This window comes from SAR86 cluster bacterium, assembly GCA_023703575.1.
Classification (GTDB): domain Bacteria; phylum Pseudomonadota; class Gammaproteobacteria; order Magnimaribacterales; family Magnimaribacteraceae; genus Magnimaribacter.
The window spans coordinates 1,037,271-1,058,646 of sequence record CP097969.1 but is presented as its reverse complement, the minus strand read 5'-3'; the positions used below and the strand labels follow the sequence as shown (position 1 = coordinate 1,058,646).

The window sequence follows — 21,376 nt, the reverse complement described above, 5'->3', positions numbered from 1 at the left end:
CCAAGATGAATATCTTTTTAATTTGTTTAGGAGGTTCTATAGGGGCTCTGAGCAGGTTTTATTTATCCATTCTATTTGAAAAGTCAGAGAATTTTGAAATACCCTTAGGAATTTTAATTGTAAATATATCAGGTTGTTTCTTATTGGGTCTGTTTTACCACTTAATGGATTCTAATCTAGAAAGATACCTGACACCATTCCTTTTCATCGGATTCTTGGGTGCATTTACAACCTTTTCTGCTTTTTCAAAGGAGTCTTTAGAGTTGTTATATCAAGGTAATTTTTTAATGGCCCTTTTATATATAATATTGTCAGTATCAACATGCTTAGGGGCAACATGGCTAGGAATGTACCTTACAAGAGTTAGTTAACTTTTAGTCCTCTAGTATCCCTCATTATTTGCCTATAACTATATCCTCTATAACCTTCAGAGGTTAAAAGTTTTGATGCCTCCTTGCGAAGCCAAGTTATTCCTTTTCCAGGATTATCTGTTTGTAATTCCTTTATGACGTTCACAACCCTTTCTTTTTTTAGAGCTGATTCCATTGAAAGACTACTATTATTGAGCTCTTTGTATTTGGGAGAGCACTTATCAGTCATGTAACCTTTTAAATTTGAGACTTCAAGTGCATCCATCATCAACATAGTATTGTATACAATGGTTTTTGATATTGGATTTCTATCCACTTCATCAAGTACAAGTTTTGCCCTAAAAATTATATGGGCTGCTAACCTTAACCTCTCCGATATATTTTCACTATCTAACATAGAAATTACATCATCCCATTTGGTAGAAAAATCAGATTCAGCTAAAATTTCAGCTGCAGCGGCGGCAATATTTTGTAAGTTCTTTTTTGGATCAAGATCTTCAACTGCCTCTTGAAGTTGAGTTAAAGAAATATCTAGATGTGATTCTTTAGATTTCATATATTTTTTTATCTTAACCATTGTTGTTTAATTATTAAATACCTTTATGTACACAATAATTAAGATTATTTTTACTGCCTTAGTGATAGTAATCATTTCTGAAATAGCTAAGAGGTCAACACTTATTGCGGGTATTGTAGCTTCTATTCCATTAACGTCCTTGTTAGCTTTTATGTGGCTATACCTTGATACACACGACCCTAACTCCATAAGAGACTTATCTAGAAATATACTTTTAATGATACCTCCTTCTTTAACATTCTTTATCGCTTTATACAGCTTAATAGGATGGGATATATCTTTCTATTCAAGTCTATCTCTATCAATTTTGCTTACAGCCTTTGTGTATTGGATATATTTCATTATATTAGGATTCTTTGGAATTAATTTAAAATAAGAAATAGTATGAAATTATTTATGGTACATGTTGGATTTTATGACAGATCTATTGGGGAGGGGCTTTACGAGACCCACTTGAATTATTTTATAGCCGCTGAAAATGCTAAAGAAGCTAAAACTAAGGCACATTCCTTAGAGGAATTTCAGGCAAAATCGATGCACATTGATGGGATTAAAGAGATTTCAAATGTTCAAGGCTATGAAGTTATTTTGAAGGAAGGATCCGAATTAGAGCAAGGTGAGGTCATTTCATATGATGAGGCAAAGGAGTTGTAATAGTGAGCGATACAATTTTTCAAAAGATCATCGATAGGGAATTACCAGCAGATATAATTTATGAAGATGATAAATCTTTAGTTTTTAGAGACATCAATCCTGTTGCACCCACTCATCTATTAATAATTCCAAAAAAACAAATAGAAAAAATATCTGATGCACAAAAAGATGATCAGGATCTTCTTGGACATTTGTTTCTTGTTGCAGGAGAAGTAGCAAGACTATTAGGAATACAAGATGCTTTTAGACTTGTTGTGAATAATGGCGCAGGAGCACAACAAACTGTTTTTCATCTCCATATACATCTTATAGCTGAAAGAGAATTTTCCTGGCCTCCTGGTTAAGAGAAGGACTTGAGTGCTTCAATTGATTTATGGGATCTTTCAATCTTATTATGGATAGACTCTGTAAGTTGAAAATTATTTCCAGTTAAATCCAGAGCCATCCTTAGATGTTTTATTGATGTTTCGTAAGACCCAGTTAAGAAAAAATATTCTGCTCTGGATAGATGCAATCCTATTAAATTTTTATCAAGCCCTTGTACCTCTGCTAACCAATACCAAACCTGAGGATCTTTAGGTCTTTTCAATGTAAGATCCTTTAGTATCTTTTCTCCCAATTTATAGTCACCTTTATTCATCAACACTCTGTTGTAAAGCATAGATACAGGATAATTGTAAGGATTAGTGCTTAACAAAGACGATGCCAATGCTTCAGCCTCAAAATAATTTTCTGCTTCAATATGGAGTTCTAAGAGACCTATTTGAAGTATGAGATTTTCACTATCCATCTCCAATGCTTGCCTCATGCTATTTAATGCTTGGGAATGTTTGTTGTCCCTAGAATATGCTAGGGCAAGTCCATAGTGCGCTTCTAATTTATCTCTTTCATCAGATGAATTTGTGAGCTCTTTTTGAAATATTGTTACAGCTTGTCGAGGCATTTCGGAAAAATGTACTATTGTCCTATTCCTAACAAGATCATAATCAAGTGAATTTCTATAATTTTTCTTTTCAAAACCCTGTGCCCTTGCTTGAGCATCCGCGATTCTATTTTTAGTAAGTGGGTGAGACCTTAAAAACTCAAGTTCATTCGAACCAGAAAGCCTACTTAACGATTGTAACTTTTCAAACATATAAGAAGTACTTTTTGGATCGAAACCTGCCGATACCATATTTTTAAATCCAATTCTGTCAGCTTCCTGCTCATCACCTCGACTAAAGGAGAGATTCTGCTGAGTAATTGCTTGTTGGCCTACTAGGAGAGCATTTGGATTACTAGTTGCCCCAGCAAGGGCTATACTTCCTAATATCATTAGGGAATTGGCTAAACTCCTATCTTTTTGCCTCTGCATTCGCCTTGCGAAGTGTCTTTGACTTAAATGAGCTAATTCATGTGATAGAACAGAAGCAAGTTGACCTTCAGTGTCCGCGTGGAAAATAAGACCAGCATTGATACCGATAATACCGCCAGGGGCAGCAAAAGCATTTACAGACTTTTCGTCTATTAGTGCAATCTCCAATCTTCTATCAGTTAATTCACTAAATTCGGATAATCTGTAAACTAAATGTTCGGTATAATCCTGAGAAACTGGATCGATATATTCCGGTAAAGTTCTTCGAAGTTGGGCCATATATAGCCTTCCTAGATTATATTCAGATGCAATAGATATTACCGAAGACGAGCTATCTCCTATAACAGGGAGGTCCTCCTCAGAAGAAGACAAGTTGCTAGATACCAAGATCAACAAATAGATTATGAATTTCGCTATAATGCTATACATATAATTTTTATAACGCTAATTATATTTAGTTAAAGAATAAGATTTCCTAAAATATTATTAATTCCACAATTATAATGCAGAGTTTATTAGATAAATTTATAAAAAGGTTTTTTTCCAATGAGGAATCTGTATATTTTGCCGTCCTATTGATATTTTCTTTCCTTTTTATAATTTTCTTTGGCGACATCTTATTACCAGTAATTATCAGTGTAGTAATAGCTTTTCTTTTAAATGGGTTAATGAATGCCTTGCTAAAGATGGATATTTCTCAACAACTATCATTGACCATAACCCTTATAGTCTTTTTCGGCTGTTATATGAGTTTATTTTTTGCTCTTCCTTCAATTGGCACAGAAATTAATAATTTATTGCAAAATCTTCCGATAATTGTGAGCTCTTTTCAACAAACTCTAGTAGAGATGAATAATTATTTTTCAAAAGAAGATATCGATTTGATTTTCGCTAATTTGAGCAATCAGATTAATAGTTTATTAAGCTCAGCCTTGGGCCAATTAGCAGGGACAATTTCTTTAATGTTTAATGCTATTTTATACGCAATAATGATCCCTTTGATGGTCTTCTTTTTCCTGAAGGATAAAAATGAATTACTACCAATTGCTTCATTTTTACTACCTAAAGAAAATGGATTTATGCAATCTGTTTTTTCAGAAATGAATAATCAACTCTTTAATTATGTTACTGGTAAATTTTTGGAAATGATTATTGTTGCCAGTGCCTCATATATCTTATTTGCTGCACTTGGACTTCCTTATGCTGTGCTAATTGCAATACTTGTTGGTCTTTCAGTAATTATCCCAATATTTGGCGCTATTTTAGTGACCGTCCCAGTTGTTTTGATTGGTCTTTATGAGTGGGGTGTATCTGAGAATTTCTACTGGCTACTGGGATTCTATCTATTAATACAAATTTTAGATGGTAATGTTCTTGTTCCTATACTATTTTCAACTAGAAATAATCTTCACCCTGCAGTTATAATTATTGCAATTCTATTTTTCGGAGGAATTTGGGGTTTTTGGGGGCTATTTTTTGCCATTCCTTTGGCAACATTCATAAAAGCAATTATTAATTCCTGGCCAGATCCGATTGATTAACTCTTAAGAAGTTTTGCTGCTTCAAGAACTTCCTTGGCATGACCAGTAACTTTAACTTTTCTCCATTCATTGACTAACTTCCCTTTTGAATCAATCAAAAATGTACTCCTCTCTATTCCCATGTATTTTTTACCATACATGCTCTTTTCCTTAATGACATCATATTGTTTGCATATTTTTTCATCAGGGTCGGATATCAGTTCGAAATTAAACTTCTCATTCTTTTTAAATTTTTCATGGGATTTTATTGATTCTCTAGATAGGCCAAAAATTACAGTATTTGCTCTAGTAAATTGAGATTTTAAGTCTCTGAAGTCTTGACCCTCTGTAGTGCAGCCAGGAGTGCTATCTTTAGGATAGAAATATAATACCACATTCTTACCTCTAAAATCAGAAAGGCTTATATTCTTATTTCCAGTGCATTCGCCTTTAAAAATCGGCGCTTTATTATTTATTTTAGGTGTTGGCATATCTCCTCCGTTAGAAACATTCTATAATATTAAGATTCTAACATTGAGTTAAAAAATAATTAATGTTTAATCTAAAAGGTTCTATTACAGCTCTGGTTACTCCGATGGAATCGGATGGGGAGATAAATTGGGAAGGATTAAAAGATCTTATTGAGTGGCACATTAGTTCTAATACATCAGGACTAGTAGTGGTTGGAACAACTGGAGAGTCAGCTACCTTAGATGTTTCAGAACATGTACAACTTATAGAAAGAGCTGTAGATATTTCAAATGGCAGAATAAAAGTTATAGCCGGAACTGGAGCTAATTCTACAAAAGAAGCTATATATCTTACTTCTTCAGCCAAATCTGCCGGTGCTGATGCTGCACTTTTAGTTACACCTTATTATAACAAGCCGACACAAGAAGGCTTATATTTACATTATCAATTAATTGCAGATGAAGTTGACTTCCCTCAAATTCTTTATAATGTGCCTTCAAGGACAGGATGTGATCTTTTGAATGACACTGTTATGAGGTTAGTGGATCATCAAAATATCGTTGGTCTGAAGGATGCTACTGGCGATCTTGGTCGCTTAGAAGATTTTGTGACCAATTTAGATTCAGAACAAAAAGATAATTTTGCTTTATATTCCGGAGACGATCCAACTGCTACTGAATTTATGATAAATGGTGGAACGGGAACAATTTCTGTAACTTCCAACATTGTTCCCAAAATAATATCTAATATATGTGATCATGCTCTGAGCGGAGAAGCCAAGGCAGCTAGAGACTTAGATACAACGCTGGTCAGGCTTAATCAAATTCTATTTATAGAATCTAACCCAATTCCCGTAAAATGGATGCTTAATCGAATAGGAAGAATAACTGACGGCATAAGATTACCTTTGTCTCATTTAGACGCAAAGTTCCATGATAAAGCCGAGGAAGTTTTGTCCGAATTAAACTTATTAAATTAGTGAATATGAATAAATTTACATACGTACTGATGGTTTCTGTCTTTTTAAGTTCTTGTAGTTACCTTTTAACTGATCACAAGAATGACTACCTGAAAGAAAGACAAGAAAAGTCATTAAAGTTACCAGAAAATTTGACCACTAGACCGATCATTGATTACTACCCCATTAATTCTTCAAACCCTGAGACTGTTGGAAATGAATATAACATCCCAATGCCACAACAAGTATTTTCTTCAGGTACCTCTAATGAGGTAAGGATGCATAAATTAGGTGAAATTAGATGGGTCTATGTTGAAACTTTGCCCAGTAGTGCATGGCCAATGATGAATGATTTTTGGATTACAAGTGGTTATAACCTGGCAAAATCAGATCCTACATCAGGAATTATTGAGATTACTAATATCGGAGATAGCGAAATAAAGTCCAAACTTGTTATGAAAGTTGAACATGGAATTAGACAAGCTAGCTCCGAAATTTTTGTTTCTCATTTAGAAGAAATTGATGGTCAATGGGTGCGAGTAGTGGGGGACAATAATCTTGAGGAAGAAACTATGCGAAAGGTATTGGATTACTTCGCTACTACTCCGCCAAGCGGAGGTACCTCATTGGTAGCCTTAAACTTGAATTATGGCCAGAAAGCTGCCCTCATTCAAGATGACAGTCAAGAGAGTTTTATAGAGCTCAACCTAGAGTATGCGCGTGCTTGGGCAGCTGTTGATAGAGCATTAAAGGAAGCTTTAATCAATGTAAATGACCTTGACAGAGATGAAGGAGTTTTTTACGTAAACTTTTCTAGAGAAGATCAAAAGGGTTTTATTAGAAGAATCTTTTCTGGAAATTCATTTAATGGAGACTTTAGAATCTTAGTTACAAAAATTGATGAAAACACATGTAGAGTTACAATAAGTACAGATGCGGAGGAAGCTCAAGCTTATGAGCGCGAGCTTCTTTCAGAGATAAACCAATCATTATCTTAAATTTTATGGAAAATATTGAAAAAGGCGAACTCATTACTACCGGAAAGGCTAAATCTTTGTATGAGTCTAGTGAATCAGATTACCTCATTATGCATTATCGAGATGATACCTCTGCATTCGATGGCAAGAAGATTGAAAGTTTAGATGGGAAAGGGACCATTAATAACAAATTTAATGCCTTCATAATGGAGTATCTTGAAGGGGAAGGAATTCCTACTCACTTTGAAAAACTCATAAGTGAAACAGATAGTCTGGTTAAAAGACTTGAAATGGCACCTGTAGAGTGTGTTGTAAGAAATGTAGCTGCTGGAAGTATTTGTAAAAGACTAGGTTTGGAGGAGGGGGTGGACTTAAATCCTCCTACATTTGAATTCTTTTATAAAGATGACGAACTTGGCGATCCAATGATAAATGAATACCATATTAAATCTTTTGGTTGGGCTACTGAAGATCAAGTGACTCAAATGCAAACAAAGACTTTTCAAGTTAATAATGCGTTGAAGAAGTTATTTTCCGAAGCTGGGATGATTTTAGTTGATTACAAATTAGAGTTTGGAGATTTCAAAGGTGAGCTTCTATTAGGAGATGAATTTACTCCAGATGGTTGCAGAGTTTGGGATGAAGAAACTAGAGAGAAACTTGATAAAGACAGATTCAGACAAGGACTGGGTGATGTTGTTGAGTCTTATCAAATAATGGCAAAGAGACTGGGAGTCATCTAGATCTATTTGAGACCAGAATTTATATCCTTTAATTTTTCTGAACCAGGACATAGATCATTAAGATTCATCTCATTTAAAGGTTTATCAGAGACATTTAAAATTTCTTTTAAGTCCTTCGCTTCTGGATCAGCGTAAAGAAGACCTGTTAGAACCTTTCCATCTCTTTGAGACTCTTGAATATTTTGAATAGCTTTGATTTTGTCTGCAGGGTCGTAGTTCTCGGAGATTTTTTCAAGAGTAAGTAATGAACCATCATGCAAAGGAACATCCACCGAAGACCCTCTTGGATAATCAGTGAGTATTTCCCTTCCTGAAGGTACAAAGTCAGGTCTAGACAAGGCATCATTATGTTCTCTGATGTAGTCATAACTCTTAGTTGAAGAATTATGATTATTGAAGGTTACACAAGGAGAAATTATGTCTAAAAAAGAGAAACCTTTATGGGAAAGGGCAGCTTTTAGCAGAGGTACTAATTGATCTTTGTCTCCCGAAAAGCTTCTTGCTACAAAACTTGCGCCTAACTGAATGGCCATGGAAGGCAAATCTATTGAAGGAAATAAGTTGTCATCTCCATACTTACTTTTAGACTCCAAATCATTTGTAGCTGAGAATTGACCTTTTGTAAGTCCGTAAGTACCATTATTTTCGACTATATATGTCATATTAAGCTGCCTTCTGGCACAGTGAATAAATTGACCAATACCTATTGATGCGCTGTCTCCATCTCCAGAAATTCCTAAATATAGCAGCTCATGATTAGCCATAGCTGCACCGGTGGCGATTGATGGCATTCTCCCATGCACTGAATTGAATCCATGAGATTGATTCAAAAAGTATGCAGGAGCTTTAGATGAACAACCTATACCTGACAATTTTGCAACCTTATAAGATTCTATACTGAGTTGGAAGCAAGCCTCAACTATTGCTGAGCTTATTGAGTCATGCCCACATCCAGCGCAAAGTGTAGAAACGGCACCTTCATAGTCTCTACGTGTTAGGCCCAAATCATTTTTTTCAAGAAGAGGATGGTGATTTTTTGGTTTTACTATATAAGTCATTTAATTTCCTTAAGATACAGCTAATGCCGGTTTACCCGATATATGGGCATTTATTTTATTTATAATATGTTCAGCGGTTATAGGTTGGCCATCAAAACAAAGTATCGATACAAGCTTGTCAGGAATTATTCCACCTTCTGCCATAATTAATGTTCTCATTTGACCGTCTCTATTTTGTTCAACTATAAAAAGAAGATCATGATCCTCAATAAATTCCCAAACTTCAAGATTAAATGGGAAAGCTCTAATTCTCATTGCATCAATACTTAAATTCTGTTCATCCAGGACATCTAAAGCCTCTTGCATAGAGCAATCAGTACTTCCGAAATAAATAATTCCCATCGAACTAGTATTCTTTTCTTGATTAAATACTGGACTAGGAACTAAAGAAGATGCTGTTTGAAATTTCTTTACCAGTCTAGTAAGCATTTCAGCATTTTTAACCCCATCTTCGGTATAACCCGTGAAATTGAGTCAGTAGGAAATAACCTTTTAATAGTTGATACCTCCGGACGTGTTCAAAAGCTATCCATTAAATGAAGATTCAAAGGTATTTAATTAGTCATGTCTGTTGTAGCAATTGTTGGTCGCCCTAATGTGGGGAAATCGACAATTTTTAATATCTTAACGGCCTCAAAGTCAGCTATTGTTGCAGATTTTTCAGGGTTAACTAGAGACAGAAAATATGGTCGTCTAAAAGATAGCCAGTTAACTCTAATCGACACCGGAGGCTTGAATGAGGATACCGATGATATGTCTCAAGCTATTAAAGAACAGACAGATTTAGCTATTGAGGAGGCGGACTATCTTCTGTTCGTTGTTGATGCAATCGATGGCCTTTTGCCAACAGATAAAGAAATTGCCAAGTCTCTTAGAAAGCAAAATAAAGAAATTACTTTATTGATAAATAAAGCCGACAATTCAAGGCTTGAAGAGTCTTCAGCAGAATTCAATAGTTTAGGATTTAAAAAATCAATTTTTTTATCTGCATCTCATAATAAAGGATTTGGAGATTTACGTGATTTATTGAGCGCTTATGACGAAATATATATAACTGAAGATTCTATCAATCAAGATAACTCAATAAAAATTTCAATAATTGGAAGACCAAATGCTGGTAAATCAACTCTAGTAAATGCTTTAATCGGGAAAGAGAGGTTAGTTGTCTCTTCGCAATCGGGTACTACTAGAGATTCTATTGATGTACCGCTGGAAACTGGGAGTAAAAAATTTACCTTGATTGACACAGCCGGAATGAGGCGAAAGCGGTCTATCAAAGAAGAGACAGAAAAATTTTCTGTGTCAAAATCAGTCGATTCAATAAAAAGGGCAGATCTAGTCGTTATTCTAATAGATGCTTCCGAAAATATTGTTGATCAAGATATACATTTGTTAGGACTAACATTGGCCATAGGTCGACCTGTTCTTGTGGTCGCCAATAAAATTGATCTTCTGAGTAAGCAGGATAGAGAAAATCTTGAAAGCAAGATTAATCGAAAACTAAAATTCGCTAGTTATATAAAATTGCATTACATTTCAGCAAAAAATAAAAGAGGTCTGAAAAAACTCCTTAAATTGACAGATACTATTTATAAAGAATCACTAAGAGATTTAGATACATCCATTATTAATAAAATACTGAAGTCTGCAATTTATAATCAACAACCTGCCATGTCGGGGAGATTTAGACCTAAATTAAGATATGCGCATTCTGGCGGGAAGAATCCTCCAAGAATTATCATTCATGGTAATAACCTTAAGCAAATCCAAGATAGCTATACACGATATTTGGAAAACTATTTTAGGAATGAACTTGAATTAGGATCTACTCCACTTGAAGTAGTCTATAAAGACCAAGCAAATCCTTTCAAAAATAAACCTAATCAATTAAACGAACGACAATTAAAAAAGAGAAAAAGGATGATAAAGCGGAGAAAAAAATAAAATAATGATTAAGTATCTTCTTACTTTTCTGTTAATCTTCACGACCTTGCTATTTACTAGTGAAAACAAGATTGAAACCTTGAAAGATTTAAAACCCTCTCCAAAAAAACTACCTGTAACCTTTGAAGCTCATGGAGTCAAAAGGGTCGATAACTATTATTGGATGCGGGATGATTCTAGAAAAGATCCCGAGATCATTGCTCATCTAAATGAAGAAAATAGTTACCTTGAAAATTGGTTTGTTTCAGGAAATGACAATAGGAAAGCTCTTTTTGAAGAAATAACTGATCGTATCCCTAAGAATGAAGATTCTGTTCCAGTTAGATTAAAAAATTACGAATATTTTAGACGTTACAAACAAGGGAATGAGCACGGCATCTACATTAGAAGAAAAGATAAAAATTCTGAAGAAAAAATTTTACTTGATGTAAATGAACTAGCCAAAAATAAGGATTTTTATCAGTTAGCCAATTGGAGTATTTCTCCTAAAGAAAATCTGATAGCTTATGCTGAAGATACAAGTGGTAGGCGGCAATACAGAATAAAATTTAAAGATCTAGAAAATGAAGAAATCTCAAGTTTTTTCATTGAAAATACTTCTGGAGATATGGCTTGGTCTTCAGATGGAAAATACCTTTTTTATGTGATCAGAGATGAGGAAACTCTTCTGCCTTATAAGTTATTTAGACACGAGATAGGAACGTCTCAAGATAAAGATGTAGCCATTTACGAAGAAAAAGATACTACATTCTATCTTTCGGTTGGTAATACGCGATCAATGGAATACATAGAAATAAATATTTCTTCTACAACTAGTTCAGAAGTTCGTCTAATAAAGTCAGATAGTCCATATATGACTCCACAAATCTTTTTGCCTAGGGAACAAGATCATCTTTATTCTATAGATCATGATCCAGCTAGCACAAGATTTCTGATAGAGTCAAATTGGAAAGCTTTAAACTTCCGTTTGCTTGAAACTGATTTAAATAATTCTTCCGATAAAAATAAATGGAAAGAGTTAATTCCACACAGAGAACAAGTTTTACTTCAATCAGTAATACCATTTCCAAATCACCTAATCATCATGGAAAGAGAAAATGGTCTGAGAAAGCTTAAAATTCTACATAAAGAATCAAAAGCAGTTAAAGAAATTAACTTTAATGATCCTACCTACACAGCTTATTTAGCTTCGAATCCAGAATATTACGTCGATAGATTCTATTTTGGTTATTCAAGTATGCGAACGCCTGACAGTTTATTTTCTGTAGTGTTATCAAATGGTCGCAAAAGACTTCTCAAACAGGCAGAAGTTAAAGGAGTTTTTTCAAGTAGCGATTACAAGGTAGAAAGAGAGTTCATTACCGCAAGGGATGGCACTAAAGTTCCCGTTTCTATCGTTTATAAAAAAAATAAATTTAAAAAAAATGAGAATCCTATTTTTCTTTACGGTTATGGCTCCTATGGAAATTCCATTGACGCAGGATTTAGTTCTTCAAGACTTTCGTTGCTCGATAGAGGATTTATTTTTGCAATTGCGCACGTTAGAGGTGGTCAAGAATTAGGAAGGTCTTGGTATGAAGAAGGAAAAATCTTCAACAAATTGAATACTTTTTATGACTTCATTGATGTAACGAAAGGACTGGTCAATAAAGGTTATGGAAATAAAGACAGAATCTATGCTGGCGGAGGCAGTGCTGGCGGATTATTGATGGGTGCCATTGTGAACATGGAACCTAACCTCTACAAAGGCATTATTTCTAATGTTCCTTTTGTTGATGTTATCACTACTATGTCTGATCCAAGTATTCCTCTAACAACTGGAGAATATAGCGAATGGGGTAATCCAGACATTAAAGAAGAATTTGAATACATCTTGCAGTATTCGCCTTATGATAATATTTCTGAACATGAATACCCCAGCATTTTAGTGACTGCTGGTTTATGGGACTCTCAAGTTCAGTATTATGAACCAGCTAAATATGTTGCTAAGTTAAGAGATTACAACAAAGGTAAAAACCCCATTTTGATGAAGGTTAATATGACAGCAGGACACAGTGGTGTAAGTGGTAGATTTGAAAGTCTAAAAGAGTTAGCTATGGAATATGCTTTCCTTCTAAGGCTGGATTCTAATTAATGGAACTCAACAGAGCGTCCCAAGAAGAAAATAACGCAAAGATTCTCTCCATACTCATGCTTATAATTTTATTTGTGAGCATGGGGCAATCAGTGTATTGGCAAACGATGCCTATTATCGGCAGAGAGTTTAACTTCACCGAGGTGGAGATTAATACGGTGGTATCTATTTCTGCTGCAATGTTTATCGTATTTACCCCTTTTTGGGGAAAACTAAGTGACAGAATAGGTAGAAAGGCAGTCCTTCTTATTGGCTTGTTTGGTTATGTATTATCAAATATTCTATTCCTTTATTCTGCATCATTAGGCTTGATAGGTACTTTTACAGGCTTATCTTTACTATTAATTTTGTTGATGGCTCGTATAGTTAATTCTGCAATTGGAGCTGCTTCAAGGCCAGCCTCTGGAGCCTACGTCGCTGATGTTACTTCAGAAGAAGAAAGGTCATCTGGAATGGGGAAGTTCGGAGCGGCAAATAATATCGGAACTATATTAGGTCCTGTCATGGTAGGTTCTTTGGTAGGTATTAATATTTTTAATGTTCAGATACCTGAATTTGGGCTTCTGACTCCACTTATTGTGATGTCTTTCGTCATGGCAATTGCGACATTTCTTGTGTATTTATTCCTACCAAACAAGCCAGTATCGTTAAATACAGCCGTTGTAAGACAAAAGGTTGTCTTTGACAGAAACTTAAAGATACTTATTTCAATTGGCGTGATTATTTTTACGGCTTTTGCTTTAGTGCAATCAATTACTGCCTATTATGTTCAGGATAGATTTGATGTAAGCCTGGATGAGACAGCGCAAACTACAGCATTGCTATTAGGAACTATGGCATTTATGGCTATCGTTTCTCAATTAACATTTGTCCAAAAATACAAAGGCAATCCTTTAAACTTAATAAAATTCTCACTTCCTCTTTTCATATTAAGTTGTTTATCCATCATTTTGTCACCGAATTTCTTGTTTCTTTACTTAGGAATGGCTCTAATGGGTCTTGGAATGGGTCTTGCTTCCCCAGGATATACATCTGCAGCTTCTTTGAATGCAGATAAAGACAACCAAGGAGCGGCTGTTGGTCTGGCAATGATTGCGCCAGGCATTGGATTTGCTCTTGGGCCTTTTATAAGTGGATTTCTTTACAGCATCTCAATGAATTTACCATTTATTTTTATACTTCCGCTTTTTATAATCTTAGCAATTTTAATAAAAAAATTAGAACAATTAATTTAATCAGGAATCTGGTATTTGCCACTCCAAATAACTATAATAGCCAAGCTTTTACGCGCTCAGAAAGCAGATTCTTAAATAGACAAGTGACTGAAAACGATAATCGACCAGTAAATCTCAATTTACTAACCATTAGCCTGCCCATTATAGGAGTTTCTTCTATACTCCACCGAATATCTGGTGTGGCAATTTTTTTTAGTTTTCCACTAATTGTATGGATGCTTAGCATTTCTCTAAAGTCAGAGGAGAGTTTTTCATTACTTTCCAGTCTTTACCAAACTTCTATTATTTTGAAGATTATGATTTATCTTTTTTTAGTAGGATTTAGTTATCATCTGCTCGCAGGTTTAAAGAAACTTCTGAGCGATGCTTTTGGAATAGGTGAAACCTTAGAGTCTGGAAGAATCTTGTCTTGGGTAGTTTTTGGCGCGACCTTCCTTTTAGCAATTTTATTTATTTTCAATATCTTTTAGATATGTTTAGAAGACTTGGACATGGATCTATAGAATTTCTAACTGTAAGAATATGTGCTGTTTTTCTTCTACTCTTTACTCTTTATCTGAGCGGTTTTATTTTAATTACAGATGAAGTGAATTTTAATCAATGGTCAGCATTTTTTGGCAATACAATAAATAAAATACTTACATCGCTATTCTTTATGGCTTTTGCAGTTCATACTTGGTTGGGTACTTGGGCTGTAGCAAGTGATTACCTTACACCAAGAATATTTGGGAATTTAGGCAGAGCTTTATATGTTATTTTTAGAGGTATTGTTGCTGGCATAATAGCCCTCGTGTTGACTTGGGCCATAATAATAATCTGGTGAATATATGTTAGTTAATGAAGTTATAAATGCAAAAGATCTTCCTGTGATGGAGTTTGATGGAATTATTGTCGGTGGTGGCGGGGCAGGCATGAGGGCTTCTCTTCAACTTGCTGAGTCAGGACTAAATACTGCAGTAATATCTAAAGTGTTTCCTACTAGGTCACATACTGTCTCAGCCCAAGGCGGTATTACCTGTGCAATACAGAGTGATGATCCGGATGATGATTGGAGATGGCACATGTTCGACACTGTAAAAGGGTCTGACTATATAGGTGATCAGGAAGCTATAGAATATATGTGTAGTGAAGGCCCTAAAGCTGTTTTTGAACTAGAGCATATGGGTTTACCTTTTTCTAGAACAGAAGAAGGACGAATTTATCAAAGACCTTTCGGAGGACAATCTAAGGATTATGGTAAGGGCGGTCAAGCAACTAGAACATGTGCAGCAGCTGATCGAACAGGACACAGCCTGCTTCATACTCTCTTTCAAGCTAATCTTAAGGCTGGTACCAACTTCCTCAATGAATGGTTTGCAGTAGATCTAGTTCTTAATGCTGATAAAGCGGTTGTAGGGGTTATTGCCTTTAAAATTGAAACAGGTGAAATCTATTACATAAAATCAAAGGCAACTGTTCTAGCAACAGGAGGAGCAGGTAGAATTTATTCATCTACTACCAATGCTTTAATTAATTCAGGTGATGGCATTGGAATGGCTTTAAGGGCCGGCATGCCTGTCCAAGATATAGAAATGTGGCAGTTTCATCCTACAGGAATACACGGAGCAGGAACTTTAGTTACCGAGGGATGCAGGGGAGAAGGTGGATATCTTTTAAACAAAGATGGTGAAAGATTCATGGAAAGGTACGCTCCAAATGCAAAAGATTTAGCCAGTAGAGATGTCGTTGCAAGATCTATGGCATTGGAAATTTTAGAGGGAAGAGGCTGTGGACCTAACGCTGATCATATTTTCCTAAGACTAGATCATCTCGGACCTGAAGTGGTTCATAAGAGATTACCGGGAATAACAGAACTCTCTAAGACTTTTGCAGGTGTTGACCCTGCAGTTCAACCAATACCAGTGGTGCCTACATGTCATTATATGATGGGAGGAATACCAACTAATATAAATGGACAGGTTATTTCGGTAGAGCATGGTGAAGACAAAATAGTCAATGGTTTATATGCAGCCGGTGAAGTAGCGTGCGTATCAGTTCATGGAGGAAATAGATTAGGTGGAAATTCTCTTTTAGATCTTGTTGTCTTTGGAAGAGCTGCTGGTTTATATATAGAAGAGACTATGAAGCAAGGTGTCGAGTTGAAAGACGCATCAAATGACGACATTGAAAAAGCACTTGAAAGACTAAACAAATTAAACGCTTCAAAAGAAGGTGATCAAGTAGCTGTTCTTAAAGAGAAAATGCAACAAAATATGCAGAATAATTTTGGTGTGTTTAGAAGAGGGGATTTGATGGAAAAAGGCATCGAGGAATTAGCTAAGACTAGGGAAGAAGTAAATGACATTTTTCTTCAAGATAAGTCTGCGGCTTTTAATACAGCCAGGATAGAAGCTTTAGAGATGCAAAATCTTTTTGAAGTAGCAGAAGCTACAGCGATAACCGCTAATGAGAGAAAAGAAAGCCGCGGCGCTCATGCGAGAGATGACTTCACTGAACGTGATGATGAAAATTGGCTAAAACATTCAATTTACTACGCTGATACAAAGGAAGTTAGCAAAAGAGATGTGAACTACAGACCTAAAACAGTTCAAGCTTTTCAACCAATGGTTAGGAGTTATTAATGAGTGCGGCATCAATACCCGTCGCTCAAATTAAAACCATAACGATGAGTATTTATCGTTATGATCCAACTTTGGACAAGAAACCTTACATGCAAGATATCATTGTAGAGGTGCCAACTGATAAAGATATTATGGTACTAGATGCCTTGCATCTCGCAAAAGCACAAGAACCTTCCTTATCTTATAGAAGATCATGCAGAGAGGGAGTATGTGGTTCAGATGGCATGAATATAAATGGGAAAAATGGACTTGCATGTGTCACTCCTTTATCCGAAGTGGTTAAGAGGAATAAGATCACTTTGCGTCCAATGCCTGGACTTCCTGTTGTAAGAGATCTGATAGTCGATATGAAACAATTCTATGATCAGCTAGAAAAGGTTAGACCTTATTTAATTACCAAGAGTGATTCACCCGAAATTGAAAGGACGCAATCACCTGAAGAAAGAGAACAACTGGATGGTCTGTACGAGTGTATTCTTTGTGGTTGTTGTTCAACTTCATGCCCTTCTTTTTGGTGGAATCCTGATAAATTTTTAGGACCCGCAGCTTTATTACAATCATGGAGATTCATTGCTGACACTAGAGATGAAGCTACTGATGAAAGATTAGATGACTTGGAAGATGCCTTCAGCCTCTATAGGTGTCATGGAATTATGAATTGCGTATCTGTCTGTCCAAAAGGGTTAAATCCTACAGAAGCTATCTCTAATATCAGAAATAAACTTCTTACACGAAAAAAAGCTTAAGAAAAATTTCTTTCTTAATAACATACTCCTAAGTTCTTCATTTATCCTCTACAATGCATTGCGGAGATGCTATGTATAAAAATTCTATAGATTGAATTTAAGGGAGAAAAGATGAATCTACACGAATATCAAGCTAAGAAGTTATTTAAGGATTATGACATATCCGTTTCAGAAGGCTTGCCGGCTTCCTCTAGCCAAGAGGCTGAAAAGATAGCTTTATCTCTAAATGTTGATAAGTGGGTAGTAAAAGCACAAGTCCATGCTGGAGGAAGAGGTAAGTCTGGAGGAGTTGAATTAGTTGATAGCATTGAGAAAGTTAAAGCTTTTGCTGATAAATGGCTTGGAAAAAATTTAGTAACTTTCCAAACAGATGAGAAAGGTCAACCTGTAAACCAAATCCTAATAGAAACAGTAACAGATATTGATAAAGAGCTTTATTTAGGTGCTGTGATTGATAGAGCTTCCCAAAGGCTCGTTGTTATGGCATCGACGGAGGGGGGAGTGAATATCGAAGAGGTTGCCGAGGAGACACCAGAAAAAATACATAAAGCTGAAATAGATCCTATTCAAGGTCCAAATCAACCGCAAGCAGAACAATTAGCTAATAGCTTGAACTTAAATGAAGTACAAACTTTACAATTTATTGAGATTTTTAATGGTCTAGTGAGATTGTTTATAGATAAAGATTTATCCCTAGTTGAGGTGAATCCTTTAGTGATTACATCCTCAGGAGATCTAATTTGTTTGGATGCAAAAATAAATGTAGATTCAAATGCTCTTTACAGACAGGAACAAATCCTGGAATTAAGAGATCCCTCTCAAGAAGATCCCAGAGAGGCAAGTGCAGCAGAGTGGGATCTAAGTTACGTTGCTTTAGAAGGAAGTATTGGCTGTATGGTCAATGGTGCAGGTTTGGCAATGGGTACCATGGATATCATCAAGTTACACGGTGGCGAGCCTGCTAATTTTTTGGATGTCGGTGGTACAGCTGATTCAAAAAGAGTTGCTGAGGCGTTTAAGATAATCCTCTCAGATGAAAATGTTAATACGGTATTGATAAATATCTTTGGTGGGATTGTTCGTTGTGATGTTATTGCTGACGGGATAGTAGAGGCCTTAACAGTAACGGGAGTTTCAGTCCCTGTCATAGTTAGATTAGAAGGAAATAATGCTCACAAAGGATTGAAGATACTTGACGAATGCGACCTGAATATCATCCCTGCATCAAATTTAGAGGAGGCAGCAAGTTTAGCTGTAAGAGCATCAAAGGGAGATATAGGGTGAGTATTCTTATCAATGAAAGTACTAAGGTTATTTGTCAAGGATTTACTGGAGGACAGGCCACACAACACTGTATTCAATGTATTGACTACGGCACGCAGCTTGTAGGAGGGGTGACACCTGGAAAAGGCGGCCAAATTCATCTCGATCTTCCTGTCTTTAATTCGGTAAAAGAAGCCGTAGACGCTACAGGTGCATCAGCAAGTATAATTTTTGTCCCTGCAAAATTCTGTAAGGCCTCAATTCTTGAGGCTGCTGAATCTGGTATTTCTTTAATAGTTTGCATTACTGAAGGCATTCCTACTATAGATATGTTAGAGGTAAAGGTACGATGTGATGAACTTGGTGCCCGCTTAATAGGACCAAATTGCCCTGGCATAATCACACCTGGTGAAGCTAAGATGGGCATTATGCCTGGAGATATACATTTACCTGGTAAGGTTGGAATTATATCTAGATCAGGGACTTTAACTTATGAAGCGGTAAAGCAGACAACAGATCTTGGCTTTGGACAAACAAGTTGTGTCGGAATAGGAGGTGATCCTATACCTGGAACCAGTTTTATAGATGTTCTGGATTTATTCGAAAAAGATAAGTCAACTGAGGCTATTGTAATGGTGGGCGAGATCGGAGGAACAGCTGAAGAAGCAGCAGCAGAGTTTATACAATCTAATGTGACTAAGCCTGTCGTATCTTATATAGCAGGTGTAACAGCTCCTCCCGGTAAAAGAATGGGGCATGCAGGGGCTATAATCGCTGGTGGAAAAGGAACAGCAGAGGAAAAATTTAAAGCGTTAGAATTGGCAGGTGTTTATACTGTAAAGAGTCCTGCAGAAATAGGAAAAGGAGTAGCTGAGGTTACAGGATGGTAGATAATTTTGATCATTTACGGATTGAGGATAGAGGCCATTACATGATTTGCTATCTCTCTAATCCGCCTTCACATACATTAAACTCATCTGGAGTCCAAGAAATCCATAAATTTTTAGACATCATTGAAAAAAAAGATGACTTACGTGTTCTGGCTTTTACAGGAGAAGGAGAAAATGTATTCATAAGACATTATGAAGTCGGAGAGCTAGCTGACTCAGCGGAAAAGAATATTGAATCGAATAAAGAAGCTAGAAATCCTAAAGAGCTTCATGCATTCCATAGAATGCTCTTAAGACTGAGAGAGTTAGACGCAATAGTAGTGGCTGGAATCAACGGAAATACAGCAGGAGGTGGGTGCGAATTTTCTTTGGGTTGTGATTTGAGAGTAATGGCGGATGGAGACTTTTTAATTGGCCTTCCGGAAACATCAGTAGGTATCCTTCCTGGAGGAGGTGGGACGCAAAGACTATCCAGACTCATTGGTTCTTCAAGGGCATTAGACTTAATTTTACATGCGAAACTCTTGAAACCTTTAGAGGCTCATAATTTGGGAATAATTAATAAACTTTTAACTGAGAAAAAATTTAAAGAAGAGCTCGATGAGTATTGCGAGGATCTTGTTAATAGAGCACCGATAGCATTGAGCCAGGTAAAGAAAATCATTCACCAAGGACTAGAAATGTCTTTAGAAGATAGTCTACTTCTAGAGCAGAAAGCTTTCGATGTAACTATGAATTCTAAAGATGCAGCTAGAGCAATGAGGTCCCTACTTAATGCTCAGGAAAACATCGAAAACGAAATAAAATTTGAATGGAAAGGGGAATAATTACTCTTCTGCAACTTTAATAAGTTGCTTACCAAAATTCTTTCCACTTAAAACATCCCTAAGACCTTGAGGAGCATTTTCGAAACCTTCAGTAATCGTCTCTTCATATTTGATTTTACCTTCGGATATCCACTTAGATAACTCTTCCGTTGCTTCTCTCCATTCCTTGAACCATTCTGTTACAACAAAGAATCTATGTTCAGGAGCAGGATCTAATGCTCCAAAAATATGAAAAGGTGTTTCTTCTTTTGTCATATCTTCAGAGTTATAAGCTGATATAAAACCACAAATAGGAACACGAGATCCTTCATTTAAAAGAGTCGCTACTGCTTTACTGACAGGACCTCCTACGTTCTCAAAATAAATATCAATTCCATCAGGACAAGCTTTAGATAGCTCTTCTTGAATATTTCCTGCTTTATAATCTATGCATTCATCAAAGCCTAGCTCATCTTTTACATAAGCACATTTCTTCTCCCCGCCAGCAACTCCTACAACTCTGCATCCGAGTATTTTACCCATCTGCCCAACCACTGTTCCAACAGCTCCCGATGCTGCTGAAACTACTATTGTTTCACCTGATTTTGGTAAACCAACTCTCAAGAGTCCAAAATATGCTGTTCTTCCTGGCATTCCAACAGTGCCAAGATAAGTTTGCAGAGGTACAATAGAAGGATCAGCTTTAAATAAAGCAGGTTCTTCATCGTTTGCAATAATATAAGTTTGCCAACCTTTATGAACGCAAAGGTAATCACCTTTCATAAACTTGTCTGATTCACTTTCAACTACAACTCCAACTGATTCACCTGTCATAGGCTCTCCTAGTGCTGCTGGATCAGCGTAGGACTCTCCATCATTCATTCTTCCTCTCATATAAGGATCAATTGAGAGATATAGAATTTTTATTAACACTTCTCCTTTTTCTAAAGGACGGACTTCTTCTTCATTAAGTTTCCAGCACTCATCCCCAGGCATTCCTTTAGGTCTTTGATCAAGTAACCATTGTTTATTTATATATGTCATTTAACCCTCC

General features: G+C 36.0%; 24 protein-coding genes. 18 read left to right on the top strand and 6 right to left on the bottom strand.

The annotated features are described in order from the left end of the window. Window positions 1-5: 5 nt before the first annotated feature. Window positions 6-371: a fluoride efflux transporter CrcB gene (crcB, locus tag M9C83_05320; protein ID URQ66077.1), complete on the top strand. Its 366-nt coding sequence runs from the start codon at window positions 6-8 to the stop codon at window positions 369-371. On the opposite strand, the gene M9C83_05315 is transcribed toward crcB, so the two are convergent. Then, window positions 364-948, bottom strand: a complete 585-nt coding sequence (locus tag M9C83_05315; protein ID URQ66076.1) for a hypothetical protein — start codon at window positions 946-948, stop codon at window positions 364-366. The genes crcB and M9C83_05315 overlap by 8 nt on opposite strands. A 25-nt stretch (window positions 949-973) precedes the next feature. On the opposite strand from M9C83_05315, the gene M9C83_05310 reads away from it, so the two are divergent. Genes M9C83_05310 through M9C83_05300 form a run of 3 tightly spaced genes read left to right on the top strand, consistent with a single transcriptional unit; the run spans window position 974 to window position 1,946 of the window. Beyond that, window positions 974-1,324 carry a DUF3147 family protein gene (locus tag M9C83_05310; protein URQ66075.1) on the top strand — a complete coding sequence of 117 codons (351 nt, stop codon included), beginning with the start codon at window positions 974-976 and terminating at the stop codon, window positions 1,322-1,324. An 8-nt stretch (window positions 1,325-1,332) separates the two neighbouring features. Continuing rightward, window positions 1,333-1,602 (top strand): DUF1543 domain-containing protein, encoded by a 270-nt coding sequence (locus tag M9C83_05305; protein ID URQ66074.1) that lies wholly within the window; start codon window positions 1,333-1,335, stop codon window positions 1,600-1,602. A 2-nt stretch (window positions 1,603-1,604) separates the two neighbouring features. Continuing rightward, complete coding sequence (locus M9C83_05300) at window positions 1,605-1,946, top strand: histidine triad nucleotide-binding protein (GenBank protein ID URQ66073.1); 342 nt, start codon at window positions 1,605-1,607, stop codon at window positions 1,944-1,946. Here the strand turns inward: M9C83_05300 and M9C83_05295 are convergent. Beyond that, entirely contained in the window at window positions 1,943-3,385 is a 1,443-nt protein-coding gene (locus M9C83_05295; GenBank protein URQ66072.1) for a M48 family metalloprotease, read from the bottom strand. The two genes, M9C83_05300 and M9C83_05295, sit on opposite strands and share 4 nt — an antisense overlap. A 74-nt stretch (window positions 3,386-3,459) precedes the next feature. On the opposite strand from M9C83_05295, the gene M9C83_05290 reads away from it, so the two are divergent. Next, a complete protein-coding gene (locus M9C83_05290) occupies window positions 3,460-4,497 on the top strand; it encodes an AI-2E family transporter (protein ID URQ66071.1) in 1,038 nt (345 codons plus the stop codon). On the opposite strand, the gene M9C83_05285 is transcribed toward M9C83_05290, so the two are convergent. Continuing rightward, entirely contained in the window at window positions 4,494-4,967 is a 474-nt protein-coding gene (locus tag M9C83_05285; protein ID URQ66070.1) for a peroxiredoxin, read from the bottom strand. The two genes, M9C83_05290 and M9C83_05285, sit on opposite strands and share 4 nt — an antisense overlap. Before the next feature lie 62 nt (window positions 4,968-5,029). On the opposite strand from M9C83_05285, the gene dapA reads away from it, so the two are divergent. The 3 genes from dapA to M9C83_05270 are packed head-to-tail and all read left to right on the top strand — an operon-like array spanning window position 5,030 to window position 7,625. Next, a complete protein-coding gene (gene dapA, locus M9C83_05280) occupies window positions 5,030-5,926 on the top strand; it encodes a 4-hydroxy-tetrahydrodipicolinate synthase (GenBank protein ID URQ66069.1) in 897 nt (298 codons plus the stop codon). A gap of 5 nt (window positions 5,927-5,931) precedes the next feature. Next, a complete protein-coding gene (gene bamC / locus M9C83_05275; GenBank protein URQ66068.1) occupies window positions 5,932-6,903 on the top strand; it encodes an outer membrane protein assembly factor BamC in 972 nt (323 codons plus the stop codon). Between the two features lie 14 nt (window positions 6,904-6,917). Then, window positions 6,918-7,625, top strand: a complete 708-nt coding sequence (locus M9C83_05270; GenBank protein ID URQ67399.1) for a phosphoribosylaminoimidazolesuccinocarboxamide synthase — start codon at window positions 6,918-6,920, stop codon at window positions 7,623-7,625. A 2-nt stretch (window positions 7,626-7,627) separates the two neighbouring features. On the opposite strand, the gene M9C83_05265 is transcribed toward M9C83_05270, so the two are convergent. Further along, the gene (locus M9C83_05265; protein ID URQ66067.1) at window positions 7,628-8,683 is read right to left on the bottom strand and encodes a 2-oxoacid:ferredoxin oxidoreductase subunit beta; all 1,056 of its coding nucleotides are present in this window, start codon (window positions 8,681-8,683) and stop codon (window positions 7,628-7,630) included. 9 nt (window positions 8,684-8,692) lie between these two features. After that, window positions 8,693-9,112, bottom strand: a complete 420-nt coding sequence (locus M9C83_05260) for a hypothetical protein (GenBank protein URQ66066.1) — start codon at window positions 9,110-9,112, stop codon at window positions 8,693-8,695. 135 nt (window positions 9,113-9,247) lie between these two features. Here M9C83_05260 and der point away from each other — a divergent pair, with 135 nt between their 5' ends. The 10 genes from der (at window position 9,248) to M9C83_05210 (ending at window position 20,343) form a co-directional block, all read left to right on the top strand. Beyond that, window positions 9,248-10,627, top strand: coding sequence for a ribosome biogenesis GTPase Der (gene der / locus M9C83_05255; GenBank protein URQ66065.1), 1,380 nt, complete (start codon window positions 9,248-9,250; stop codon window positions 10,625-10,627). 4 nt (window positions 10,628-10,631) lie between these two features. Further along, complete coding sequence (locus M9C83_05250) at window positions 10,632-12,761, top strand: S9 family peptidase (GenBank protein ID URQ66064.1); 2,130 nt, start codon at window positions 10,632-10,634, stop codon at window positions 12,759-12,761. Next, window positions 12,761-13,996 (top strand): MFS transporter, encoded by a 1,236-nt coding sequence (locus M9C83_05245; protein ID URQ66063.1) that lies wholly within the window; start codon window positions 12,761-12,763, stop codon window positions 13,994-13,996. Before M9C83_05250 ends, M9C83_05245 begins: the two co-directional genes overlap by 1 nt. Window positions 13,997-14,079: 83 nt before the next feature. After that, window positions 14,080-14,466, top strand: coding sequence for a succinate dehydrogenase, cytochrome b556 subunit (gene sdhC / locus M9C83_05240; GenBank protein ID URQ66062.1), 387 nt, complete (start codon window positions 14,080-14,082; stop codon window positions 14,464-14,466). Window positions 14,467-14,468: 2 nt separating this feature from the next. After that, window positions 14,469-14,819, top strand: a complete 351-nt coding sequence (gene sdhD, locus M9C83_05235; GenBank protein ID URQ66061.1) for a succinate dehydrogenase, hydrophobic membrane anchor protein — start codon at window positions 14,469-14,471, stop codon at window positions 14,817-14,819. A gap of 4 nt (window positions 14,820-14,823) precedes the next feature. After that, entirely contained in the window at window positions 14,824-16,617 is a 1,794-nt protein-coding gene (gene sdhA / locus M9C83_05230) for a succinate dehydrogenase flavoprotein subunit (GenBank protein URQ66060.1), read from the top strand. Beyond that, the gene (locus tag M9C83_05225; GenBank protein URQ66059.1) at window positions 16,617-17,363 is read left to right on the top strand and encodes a succinate dehydrogenase iron-sulfur subunit; all 747 of its coding nucleotides are present in this window, start codon (window positions 16,617-16,619) and stop codon (window positions 17,361-17,363) included. The genes sdhA and M9C83_05225 overlap by 1 nt, the downstream gene beginning before the upstream one ends. A 111-nt stretch (window positions 17,364-17,474) precedes the next feature. Further along, window positions 17,475-18,647, top strand: coding sequence for an ADP-forming succinate--CoA ligase subunit beta (gene sucC / locus M9C83_05220; protein URQ66058.1), 1,173 nt, complete (start codon window positions 17,475-17,477; stop codon window positions 18,645-18,647). Beyond that, window positions 18,644-19,516 (top strand): succinate--CoA ligase subunit alpha, encoded by an 873-nt coding sequence (sucD, locus tag M9C83_05215; GenBank protein ID URQ66057.1) that lies wholly within the window; start codon window positions 18,644-18,646, stop codon window positions 19,514-19,516. The genes sucC and sucD overlap by 4 nt, the downstream gene beginning before the upstream one ends. Next, on the top strand, window positions 19,510-20,343 hold the full coding sequence (locus tag M9C83_05210) for an enoyl-CoA hydratase/isomerase family protein (GenBank protein URQ66056.1): 834 nt from the start codon (window positions 19,510-19,512) through the stop codon (window positions 20,341-20,343). Before sucD ends, M9C83_05210 begins: the two co-directional genes overlap by 7 nt. Here M9C83_05210 and M9C83_05205 read toward each other — a convergent pair whose 3' ends face one another. Beyond that, complete coding sequence (locus tag M9C83_05205; protein ID URQ66055.1) at window positions 20,344-21,366, bottom strand: NADP-dependent oxidoreductase; 1,023 nt, start codon at window positions 21,364-21,366, stop codon at window positions 20,344-20,346. Window positions 21,367-21,376: the final 10 nt, after the last annotated feature.

Excerpts from the sequence above, each read along its gene's own strand:
- M9C83_05290 (URQ66071.1), top strand. The coding sequence starts at position 3,460 with ATGCAGAGTTTATTAGATAAATTTATAAAAAGGTTTTTTTCCAATGAG.
- M9C83_05205 (URQ66055.1), bottom strand. The coding sequence starts at position 21,366 with ATGACATATATAAATAAACAATGGTTACTTGATCAAAGACCTAAAGGA.
- der (URQ66065.1), top strand. The coding sequence starts at position 9,248 with ATGTCTGTTGTAGCAATTGTTGGTCGCCCTAATGTGGGGAAATCGACA.
- sdhD (URQ66061.1), top strand. The coding sequence starts at position 14,469 with ATGTTTAGAAGACTTGGACATGGATCTATAGAATTTCTAACTGTAAGA.
- M9C83_05245 (URQ66063.1), top strand. The coding sequence starts at position 12,761 with ATGGAACTCAACAGAGCGTCCCAAGAAGAAAATAACGCAAAGATTCTC.
- M9C83_05260 (URQ66066.1), bottom strand. The coding sequence starts at position 9,112 with ATGCTTACTAGACTGGTAAAGAAATTTCAAACAGCATCTTCTTTAGTT.
- crcB (URQ66077.1), top strand. The coding sequence starts at position 6 with ATGAATATCTTTTTAATTTGTTTAGGAGGTTCTATAGGGGCTCTGAGC.
- M9C83_05250 (URQ66064.1), top strand. The coding sequence starts at position 10,632 with ATGATTAAGTATCTTCTTACTTTTCTGTTAATCTTCACGACCTTGCTA.
- M9C83_05225 (URQ66059.1), top strand. The coding sequence starts at position 16,617 with ATGAGTGCGGCATCAATACCCGTCGCTCAAATTAAAACCATAACGATG.
- sdhA (URQ66060.1), top strand. The coding sequence starts at position 14,824 with ATGTTAGTTAATGAAGTTATAAATGCAAAAGATCTTCCTGTGATGGAG.
- M9C83_05310 (URQ66075.1), top strand. The coding sequence starts at position 974 with ATGTACACAATAATTAAGATTATTTTTACTGCCTTAGTGATAGTAATC.
- M9C83_05210 (URQ66056.1), top strand. The coding sequence starts at position 19,510 with ATGGTAGATAATTTTGATCATTTACGGATTGAGGATAGAGGCCATTAC.
- bamC (URQ66068.1), top strand. The coding sequence starts at position 5,932 with ATGAATAAATTTACATACGTACTGATGGTTTCTGTCTTTTTAAGTTCT.
- dapA (URQ66069.1), top strand. The coding sequence starts at position 5,030 with ATGTTTAATCTAAAAGGTTCTATTACAGCTCTGGTTACTCCGATGGAA.
- M9C83_05315 (URQ66076.1), bottom strand. The coding sequence starts at position 948 with ATGGTTAAGATAAAAAAATATATGAAATCTAAAGAATCACATCTAGAT.
- M9C83_05265 (URQ66067.1), bottom strand. The coding sequence starts at position 8,683 with ATGACTTATATAGTAAAACCAAAAAATCACCATCCTCTTCTTGAAAAA.
- M9C83_05305 (URQ66074.1), top strand. The coding sequence starts at position 1,333 with ATGAAATTATTTATGGTACATGTTGGATTTTATGACAGATCTATTGGG.
- sucC (URQ66058.1), top strand. The coding sequence starts at position 17,475 with ATGAATCTACACGAATATCAAGCTAAGAAGTTATTTAAGGATTATGAC.
- M9C83_05285 (URQ66070.1), bottom strand. The coding sequence starts at position 4,967 with ATGCCAACACCTAAAATAAATAATAAAGCGCCGATTTTTAAAGGCGAA.
- M9C83_05295 (URQ66072.1), bottom strand. The coding sequence starts at position 3,385 with ATGTATAGCATTATAGCGAAATTCATAATCTATTTGTTGATCTTGGTA.